A 9354-nucleotide genomic window follows, 5' to 3' on the forward strand; every position below is an offset into this window, starting at 1 on the left:
CGGGCTGCTGCCCGGCCCCCTTCGTGGTGGTCCGTGTCGCGTTGCGCACGGGTCGTGCCCTGACGGATTCCCCCCGGTCCCCGTCGGCGTCCCCCGACCCCGTGTGCTCCCCCGTCGACCGAACCGCCTCCCCCCGTCCGGCCCCGGCGGCTCCCCCGATGGCGTCGCCGCGGCCTTTCCCCGTCGGGAATGGACTAGTTGGCCGGCTCCGACGTCGCGTGGAGGTTCTCCGTCGCGGCCGTGGCGTCCGGGGCCTGCGTCAGGATCTTGTCGGCGATGGCGTCGGCCTGCTCGGACGTGGCGTGCAGGTTCTTGGTGCCGATCTCCTCGCCCTCGACGCCCGTGGCGTGCAGGTTCGTCGGCGTGGCGATCGGGTCGTTCGCGGTGATGTCGCCCATGGCGGTCCCCTCCTGGTGGATGTCTTCGTGTGGTGCTGGGAGGGGCCCGTCCGGCTGTTCCCCCGTGGACTGCCGGACGGGCTCCTCAGGGCCGCTCACCCTAGTGCGTCGGGCTGACGGCCTCGCAGGCGACCCGTCTGCCCCCCGACGCGGCGGATCGTCGTGAGGAAGACTCTGCCGGGTGGCGATAAACGATTGATGAACGCCCAGGGTGGGGTCTTTCCGGGGTGTTCCAGGGGTGTTGCGAGGGGTGCGTGACGGGGCGTCAGGCCGAGGCGGTCGTCAGGCGGCGGCCATCGGGGTCAGCAGTGCCTTGACCTCCGCCGCCTCCGGCGACCCCAACTCCTCGTAGATGTCCAGTGCTTCGCGCCAGCAGACCTGGGCGCGCCCCGACTGCCCTATGCCGTGCAGGGCGCGGCCGAGCACCGTCAGGACGTTTCCGCGGCGCCAGTCGCCGCCGATGCCCCGCAGCACGATCAGTGCCTTCTCCGCGCCCGCGGCGGCTGCCCCGTACCGTCCGGCGGCGATGTCGACCTCCGCGATACGGAACAGGGTCATGCCCTCCCACAGCCGCTGCCGGCTGTCTACGAAGACGGCGAGCGCCTCGCGGAGCCGTTCGCCGGCCGCGGCGAGGCGGCCGCTCTCGGTGAGGGCGAGCCCCAGCGCGTACCGGCCGTTCGCGCCCTTGAGGGCGTGGCCCATCTCGTCGTACATGTCGGTGCCCTGCTGGGCCATGCGGACGGCGTCCTCCTTGCGGCCCGTCGCGAGGTGGATGCGCGAGAGGTTGCAGAGCGCGGCGGCCTCGCCGGCCCGGTCGGCGGCGGCGCGGAATCCGGCGATGGCGAGGCTGAGGTGCTCGTCCCCGTCCTCGTGGCGCGCCTGGTAGAGGGCGATGGCGCCGCGCGCGTTGGACGCCCAGCAGACGGGCAGCGGGTCGTCGACGGAGCGGGCCATGCGGACGACCTCGTCGGCCTCCTGGTCGGCCTGGTCGAAGCGGCCCTGGTAGTGGTGGACGTAGGCCAGCGTGTTGGCGGCGCGGGCCTCCGCGCGGACGTCGCCGGCGGCGCTCGCCGCCTTCCGCAGGACGCTGGCGACCGCCTCGTACTCCCGCGAGTTCGCCCCCGACTCCGCGAGGTCGAGCGAGGCCCACAGCAGGTCCACGCCCCGCCGCAGGGTCGCGGGGGAGGCCGCCGACTGGCGGACGGTCGCCAGCAGGCAGTTCGCCTCGGCGTACAGCCAGTCCTGGGCCTCGTGGCGGTCGGTGAAGGACAGGCCTTCGTGCGCCGTCGGCTCCAGGTGGTCCACGAGGCGGTCGCCGGGGCGCTCGATCGCGTACACCCGGGCCGCCGTCGACAGGTAGAAGTCCAGGAGCCGGGAGAGCGCCGCCTCCTTCTCCGACGGGGGCTGCTCGTCGCGGTCCGCGCACGCGCGCGCGTACAGCCGGACCAGGTCGTGGTACCGGTAGCGGCCGGGCGCCGCCGACTCGACGAGGGACGTGTCGACCAGCGCCTCCAGGAGGTCCTCGGTGTCCCAGAGCGGCAGGTCGAGCATGGCGGCCGCGGCCGCGAGCGAGATGTCCGGGCCGTCCGCGAGGCCGAGGAGGCGGAAGGCGCGGGCCTGCGCCGGTTCCAGCTGGCCGTAGCCGAGTTCGAAGGTCGCCTTGACGGCGAGGTCGCCGGCCTGGAGCTCGTCGAGGCGGCGCCGCTCGTCGGCGAGCTTGGCGGCGAGGACGGAGACCGTCCAGGTGCGGCGCGCGGCGAGCCGCGAGGCCGCGATGCGGATCGCCAGGGGCAGGAAACCGCAGGCCGCGACCACGTCGAGGGCCGCTTCCCGCTCGGCCTGCACCCGCTCCTCGCCGACGATCCGGGTGAAGAGCTGGAGCGCCTCCTCCGGTGACATCACGTCCAGGTCGACCAGGTGCGCGCCCGCCAGGTCCACCATCCGGATCCGGCTGGTCACCAGCGCCGCGCAGCCCGCCGTGCCGGGGAGCAGCGGGCGGATCTGGGCCGCGTCCCGCGCGTTGTCGAGGAGGACCAGGACCCGGCGGCCGTCGAGCGTCGAGCGGTAGAGCGCGGCCCGGTCCTCCAGGGCGTCCGGGATCGCCGAGTCGGGCGTGCCGAGGGCGCGGAGGAAGGAGCCGAGGACGGTCTCGGGCGAGGCGGCGCGGTTGCCCGCGCCCTGGAGGTCCACGTACAGCTGGCCGTCCGGGAAGTGCGGCCGGGCCTCGTGCGCCACGTGCACGGCGAGCGTCGTCTTGCCGACGCCGCCGATGCCGGCGAGCGCCGACACGGCCATGACGTGGCCCTCGGCGGTCGCGAGGCGCGCGCCCAGTTCCCGTACGAAGGAGGCGCGGCCGGTGAAGTCGGGGACGGTCGCCGGGAGTTGCGCCGGGCGGGCGACGGGCGCGGCGGCCGGGGCCTCGGGTTCCTCGACGGGGCGGGCCAGTTCGGTGTCGCCCTGGAGGATGCGCTGCTGGAGCCTGGAGAGCTCGGGGTTCGGGTCGACGCCGAGCTCGTCGGCGAGGAGCCGGCGGGTGTCCGCGTACACGGCGAGGGCCTCGGCCTGCCGTCCGCCCCGGTAGAGGGCGAGCATGAGCAGCTCGCGGAGCCGCTCGCGCAGCGGGTGCGCGGCGGTGAAGGCGGTCAGCTCGGAGACGGCCTCGGCGTGCGCGCCGACCTCCAGGTCGATGTCCAGGCGGGTTTCGAGGAGCGTGAGCCGCCACTCCTCCAGGCGGACCCGCTGCGTCTCGGCGTACGGCCCGGGTACGGAGGCGAGCACCTCGCCGTCCCACAGGGCGAGGGCCTCGGCGAGCCGGTTCCTGGCACCCGCCCGGTCGCCTGCGGCCCGCAGCTTCTCGGCCTCGGCGGCGAGGTGCTGGGCGGTGAGGAGGTCGAGGGCCTTGGTGCGCAGGGCGTAGCCGCCGGACTCGCTGACGAGGACCTTCGGGTCGAGCGCCTTGCGGAGCCGGGACGCGTACGTCCGTACGGCCGCGAGGGCCTGCGAGGGGGGTTCCTCGCCCCAGAGGGCGTCGATCAGCTCGGAGGCGGTGGCGGTGCGTCCGCCGCGCAGGAGCAGGGCGGCGAGGAGGGCGCGCTGCTGGGGCGAGCCGGTGGGCAGGGCCTCGTCGCCGCGCCAGGCGCGGACGGGGCCGAGCACGCCGAAACGGAGCCCGGCGCCCGGGTCCGTACCCTCGGCGGGTGCGCCGGTGGGCGTACCGGCATGCGCGCCCGTGGCCGTACCCGTACCTGCACCCGTCTCCGTACCCGGATCCGCGCTCGCGTCGGCGCTCTTCCCCGCCTCCGGAGTCCGTTGCGCCGGAACTCGCGGCCCGTCCTCACGGTCCATAGCTCCCCCTGCCCGTACCGCTGGTTTCGCCCTCCACAGTCTGCCTTGTCCGGAGGGGCGCCGTCAGCATGGGGTCGGCCCCGCGCGGACCCGGAACCGTACTCCGAGTGTTCCTTGTGCGCCACTACAGCTGACGGACCGTCAGATCAGCGCTACCGTGAGGGCCATGGAGACCATGGAGACCTTCCCGAAGATCATCTCGGTGGACGACCACACCGTGGAGCCCCCGCACGTCTGGCGGGACAGGCTCCCGTCCCGCTTCCACGACACCGGCCCCCGGGTCGTCCGCGCCCCCCTCAAGGAGATGACCTTCCTCGGCGGCAAGTTCGCCCCGGTCATGGGCGCGAAGGGCGACGACGGGCCCATCGGCGACTGGTGGGTGTACGAGGACCTGCACCGCCCCCTCACCCGCCTCGACACCGCCGTCGGCTACGACCGCGACGAGATCAGGCTCGAGGTCATCACCTACGAGCAGATGCGCCCCGGCTCGCACTCCGTCCCCGACCGGCTCGCCGACATGGACGTCAACCACGTCCAGTCGGCCCTCTGCTTCCCCACCTTCCCGCGCTTCTGCGGGCAGACCTTCACCGAGGCGAGCGACCGTGAGCTCGGCCTGCTCTGCGTCCGCGCCTACAACGACTGGATGGTCGAGGAGTGGTGCGGCCCCGAGGCGCACGGGCGGCTCATCCCGCTCACCCTCATCCCGCTCTGGGACCCGGAACTGGCCGCCGCCGAGGTCCGCAGGAACGCGGCGCGCGGGGTGCGGGCGGTGGCGTTCTCGGAGATACCGCCGCACCTCGGGCTCCCCTCCGTCCACACCGACCACTGGGACCCCTTCTTCCGCGCCTGCGACGAGACCGGCACGGTCATCGCCATGCACATCGGCTCGTCCAGCCGCATGCCCTCGACCTCGGCGGACGCCCCGCCGGCGGTCGGCTCCACCATCACCTTCGCGAACTGCTGCTTCTCGATGGTCGACTGGCTGATGAGCGGCAAGTTCGAGCGCTTCCCCAACCTGCGGATCATGTACGCGGAGGGCCAGATCGGCTGGATCCCGTACATCCTGGAGCGCGCGAACGTCGTCTGGGAGGAGAACAGGGCCTGGGGCGGCGTCGCCGACAAGGTCACCCGCCCGCCGTCCGAGCTCTTCGCCGAGCACGTCTTCGGCTGCTTCTTCGACGACGCCTTCGGGCTGCGGAACCTCGACGCGATCGGCGTCGGGAACGTCCTCTACGAGACGGACTACCCGCACTCCGACTCCACCTGGCCCAAGTCGCGCGAGGTCGGTGCGGCGCAGATGGGCCACCTGGCGCCGGACGTCGTCGACCGGATCGTGCGGGGCAACGCGATCGACCTGCTGGGGCTGAGCCCGGAGGGCCTCTGGAGGCCGTGAGGAGCCGGTCCGGCAGGAGTCGACGCCGGTAGGGCCCCCGCGGTCCTACCGGACGTCGCGCACGCTGTGTTCCCTCAGGTCGGCCGCGTGCCGCGCGATGGTGCGGTAGTCGGCATCGTCGTGGAGGACGGTCAGGCCGTGGTGGGCGGCGGTGGCCGCGATCATCAGGTCGACGGCCGAGGCGCTCCTGTGCTCCCCGGCCTTCGCCATCCGGTGCTGTACGGAGCCGATCCAGCGCCCCGCGTTCTTCGGTACCGCCACGTCGGGGTACAGGTCGGCGAACATCTCGGCGATCTCGTCGTACTCGCGGCCGTCCCGCGCGCTGTACAGGAACTCGGCGCGCTGCGGGTAGCAGGAGGCGATGGCCTCGGCGTCGATGGCGTCGTACCAGGCCGACTGGAGGCCGGGCTCGGCGAGCAGCCGGACGAGCCCGGAGGTGTCGAGAAGGTAGATCACCGACCCGTCACCGGCCGTCCTTCTCGGCCTCGTGCCGCTTCGCGGCGTCCTCGACCGCACCCCAGTGGCGGGCGCGCTCGAAGTGGCGGCCGATGCGCGCGGCGCGCTCCTGCCGGTCCGCGTAGAAGCGGAGGGCGAGGTTGACGACCTCCTTCTTGGTCCTGGCGTTGGACAGGGCCATGGCGCGCTGCAGGGCGTCATCGTCTATGTCGATCTGGGTCACGGCCATGCCGTTCGCCCTCCTCGCCTGCGATGTGGGTGATGTACAGAAAATTGTATGGCATCCACAAAACCTCCGCGACCCCTCGCGCGAGCGGGCAGGCGCCACCGTCGCACCCCTTGCCTGTTGGTGCCCCGCCGGTGACGATGGGCCCTTCGTCCGAGTCTGACGGATCGTCAGTTAAGGGGTTCCCGTGGTCGTCTACGGCATGCAGCTGCCGGTCCAGTCGCAGTCCGCCCTCTACGCCGAACCCTGGGAGGCGGACGCCGGCCCCGCCGACCTGCTCGCCGTCGCGCGGGCCGCCGAGCGGCACGGGTTCGACTACCTCGCCAGCTGCGACCACGTCGCCATCCCGCGCCGGCTCGCCGCCGCGATGAGCACCGTCTGGTACGACCCGGTCGCCACGCTCTCCTTCCTCGCCGCCGCCACCGAACGCGTCCGGCTCCTCTCGCACGTCGCCGTCGTCGGGCTCCGGCACCCGCTCGTCACCGCCAAGGCGTACGCGACCCTCGACCACCTCTCCGGCGGCCGCCTGGTCCTCGGGGTCGGCGCCGGGCACGTCCAGGAGGAGTTCGAGGTGCTCGGCGTGGACTTCGCGCGCCGGGGCGCCGTCCTCGACGAGACCGTCGACGCGCTCCGGGCCGCGCTCGGCCCCGAGGAGTTCCCCGAGCACCTGGGGGAGCGGTTCGCCTTCAAGGACCTCGGGCAGCTGCCCCGGCCCGCGCAGGAGCGGGTCCCCGTCTGGGTCGGCGGCTCCTCGCCGGCCGCCGTGCGCCGGGCCGCGCTCAAGGGCGACGGCTGGCTGCCGCAGGGCGACCCGCGCGACAAGCTCGCCGCGCAGATCCGGAAGCTGCTGCGGCTCCGCGCCGAGGCCGGGATCGCCGCGCCGATCACCGTCGGCGCCATCACCGAGGCCCTGTACGTCGGCACCCCCGGCTGGGAGGTCGGCCGCCGCACGCTGAGCGGTGCCCCCGAGGAGCTCGCCGCCTCGCTGCGCGCGTACGGGGAGATGGGCGTCCACCAGATCCAGGTGCGGTTCCGCTCCCGGAGCCGTACCGAACTCATCGACCAGATGGCGGCCTTCGGTACGGAGGTCGCCCCCCACCTTTCGTGAACAGGGGTACCGACATGGGCAAGCTCGACGGGCGGGTCGTCCTCGTCACCGGCGCGGCGCGCGGGCAGGGCGAGCAGGAGGCGCGGCTCTTCGCCGCCGAGGGCGCGAAGGTCGTCCTCGCGGACGTCCTCGACGACGCGGGCGAGGCGCTCGCGAAGGAGCTGGGGGAGGGGCGGGCCCTCTACGTCCACCTCGACGTGACGAGCGAGGAGGAGTGGACGGCGGCCGTGGGCGCCGCCAAGGAACGGTTCGGGAAGATCGACGGGCTCGTCAACAACGCGGGCATCCTCCGCTTCAACGAGCTGCTCTCCACGCCGCTGGAGGAGTTCCAGGCGATCGTCTCGGTCAACCAGACCGGCTGCTTCCTCGGCATCCGCACGGTGGCGCCCGAGATCGCGGCGGCCGGCGGCGGGACGATCGTCAACACCGCCTCGTACACGGGCGTCACCGGCATGGCCGGGGTCGGCGCGTACGCGGCCAGCAAGCACGCGGTGCTCGGCCTGACCCGGGTGGCCGCGCTGGAGCTGGCGGCGAAGGGGATCCGGGTGAACGCGGTCTGCCCCGGCGCGATCGACACCCCCATGAGCAACCCGGACGGCGTCGACCCGGCGGCCACGGCCGAGCTCTACCGGAGCCTCGTGCCGCTGGGCCGGATCGGGCGGCCGGAGGAGGTGGCGGCGCTCGCGCTGTTCCTGACGGGGGACGACTCGGCGTACATCACGGGCCAGCCGTTCGTGATCGACGGCGGGTGGCTGGCGGGCGTGAAGCTCTTCTGAGCTTTCTGACGCTGCGTCAGGTATCGAACCCCCGGGTATTGACCGCGATCGCTTCGCGGTGCAACAGTCGAGCCATCAGAAATCTGACGGAACGTCAGATACGACGAGGACGGTGAACCCCCTTGGAATTCGGGATCTTCGTACAGGGATACGTCGGCAAGCGCGCCGAGACCGATCCCGAAGCCGAGCACAAGGCCCTCATGGAGGAGACCGAGTACGTCATCCAGGCGGACAAGTCCGGGTTCAAGTACGCCTGGGCCTCCGAGCACCACTTCCTGGACGAGTACTCGCACATCTCGGCCAACGACGTGTACCTCGGCTACCTCGCCCACGCCACCGAGCGCATCCACCTCGGCTCGGGCATCTTCAACCCCCTCGCCCCCGTCAACCACCCCGTGAAGGTGGCCGAGAAGGTCGCCATGCTCGACCACCTCTCCGGCGGGCGCTTCGAGTTCGGCTCCGGACGCGGCGCCGGCTCCCACGAAATCCTCGGATTCATGCCGGGCATCACCGACATGAACCACACGAAGGAGATCTGGGAAGAGACCATCGCCGAGTTCCCCAAGATGTGGCTCCAGGAGGAATACGTCGGCTTCCAGGGCAAGCACTGGTCGCTGCCGCCCCGCAAGATCCTCCCCAAGCCGTACGGGAAGTCCCACCCCGCCATGTGGTACGCGGCCGGCTCCCCGTCCTCGTACGCCATGGCCGGCAAGAAGGGCCTCGGCGTCCTCGGCTTCAGCGTGCAGAAGGTCTCCGACATGGAGTGGGTCCTCGAGTCCTACAAGTCGGCGATCAAGGAAGCCAAGGCGGTCGGCGACTTCGTCAACGACAACGTCATGGTGACGTCGACGGCGATCTGCGCGGAGACGCACGAGAAAGCCGTCGAGATCGCGGTCGGCGGCGGGCTCAACTACCTCCAGTCGCTGCTCTTCCGCTACCACGACACCTTCCCGCGGCCCGAGGGCATCCCCGAGTGGCCCGAGCTGCTCCCCGAGTACTCGGCCGAGATCATCGAACTCCTCATCCAGGAGGAACTGATGATCTGCGGCGACCCGTCGGAGGTGCTCGCACAGTGCAAGCGCTGGGAGCAGGCGGGGGCGGACCAGCTGTCCTTCGGCATCCCGATCGGGATCTCGTACGAGGACACGATGAACTCGATCAAGCTGATCGGTGAGCACGTGATCCCGAAGATCGACACGGATCCGGTCCACCGGACTACGCGGTTCCGGCAGGGCGCGGGGTCCTGAGCCGGGGGGGGGGGGGGCGGGCAGGGGTTTGGGCCCGAGCCCGAGCCCGAGCCCGGACCCGGACCCGGACCTGGGCCTGCTCTGGGCCCGGACCCGGACCCGGACCCGGCCCGGGCCTGGGCCTGGGCCTGGGCCTGGGCCTGGGACCGGGGCGGGGTGCGCGCGCCGTGGGCAGGGGACGCCTGCGGCGGGCGTCTCCCCCACCCCGCCCCTTCCCGAAACCGGGGCGCTGCCCCGGACCCCGCGCCTCAAACGCCGGCGGGGCTGGGGTGCCGGGGCTCCGCCCCAGGCCCCCGGTCCTCAAACGCCGGACGGGCTGAAGCACTCGGGGCTCCGCCCCGGACCCCGCGCCTCAAACGCCGGCGGGGCTGGATTTCAGCCCGCCCGGCGTTTGAGGGCACGGCC

Annotated in this window: 8 protein-coding genes; 4 read left to right on the forward strand and 4 right to left on the reverse strand. The window is 72.6% G+C overall.

Annotation, left to right across the window (positions count from 1 at the left end; translation table 11 throughout):
* Window positions 1-194 precede the first annotated feature (194 nt).
* Together ACFC0Z_RS33830 and ACFC0Z_RS33835 are read right to left on the reverse strand one after the other, a co-directional pair.
* Complete coding sequence (locus ACFC0Z_RS33830) at window positions 195-398, reverse strand: hypothetical protein (RefSeq protein ID WP_376446302.1); 204 nt, start codon at window positions 396-398, stop codon at window positions 195-197.
* A gap of 282 nt (window positions 399-680) precedes the next feature.
* Window positions 681-3743 carry a BTAD domain-containing putative transcriptional regulator gene (locus ACFC0Z_RS33835; protein WP_376446305.1) on the reverse strand — a complete coding sequence of 1021 codons (3063 nt, stop codon included), beginning with the start codon at window positions 3741-3743 and terminating at the stop codon, window positions 681-683.
* 175 nt (window positions 3744-3918) lie between these two features.
* Here ACFC0Z_RS33835 and ACFC0Z_RS33840 point away from each other — a divergent pair, with 175 nt between their 5' ends.
* The gene (locus ACFC0Z_RS33840) at window positions 3919-5136 is read left to right on the forward strand and encodes an amidohydrolase family protein (protein WP_376446330.1); all 1218 of its coding nucleotides are present in this window, start codon (window positions 3919-3921) and stop codon (window positions 5134-5136) included.
* 45 nt (window positions 5137-5181) lie between these two features.
* Here the strand turns inward: ACFC0Z_RS33840 and ACFC0Z_RS33845 are convergent, their stop codons facing one another.
* Both ACFC0Z_RS33845 and ACFC0Z_RS33850 read right to left on the reverse strand, forming a co-directional pair.
* Entirely contained in the window at window positions 5182-5592 is a 411-nt protein-coding gene (locus ACFC0Z_RS33845) for a PIN domain-containing protein (protein ID WP_376446308.1), read from the reverse strand.
* 7 nt (window positions 5593-5599) lie between these two features.
* Window positions 5600-5821 (reverse strand): type II toxin-antitoxin system VapB family antitoxin, encoded by a 222-nt coding sequence (locus ACFC0Z_RS33850; protein WP_376446311.1) that lies wholly within the window; start codon window positions 5819-5821, stop codon window positions 5600-5602.
* Window positions 5822-6005: 184 nt separating this feature from the next.
* Between ACFC0Z_RS33850 and ACFC0Z_RS33855 the strand changes: the two genes are divergently transcribed.
* From ACFC0Z_RS33855 to ACFC0Z_RS33865, 3 genes are all read left to right on the forward strand, one after another.
* Window positions 6006-6926, forward strand: a complete 921-nt coding sequence (locus ACFC0Z_RS33855) for a TIGR03619 family F420-dependent LLM class oxidoreductase (protein WP_376446314.1) — start codon at window positions 6006-6008, stop codon at window positions 6924-6926.
* A gap of 14 nt (window positions 6927-6940) precedes the next feature.
* Window positions 6941-7702 (forward strand): SDR family NAD(P)-dependent oxidoreductase, encoded by a 762-nt coding sequence (locus ACFC0Z_RS33860; RefSeq protein ID WP_376446317.1) that lies wholly within the window; start codon window positions 6941-6943, stop codon window positions 7700-7702.
* 122 nt (window positions 7703-7824) lie between these two features.
* A complete protein-coding gene (locus ACFC0Z_RS33865; RefSeq protein ID WP_360811261.1) occupies window positions 7825-8949 on the forward strand; it encodes an LLM class flavin-dependent oxidoreductase in 1125 nt (374 codons plus the stop codon).
* The last annotated feature ends 405 nt before the right edge of the window (window positions 8950-9354 follow it).

This window comes from Streptomyces sp. NPDC056144 (genome assembly GCF_042264145.1).
GTDB lineage: Bacteria > Actinomycetota > Actinomycetes > Streptomycetales > Streptomycetaceae > Streptomyces.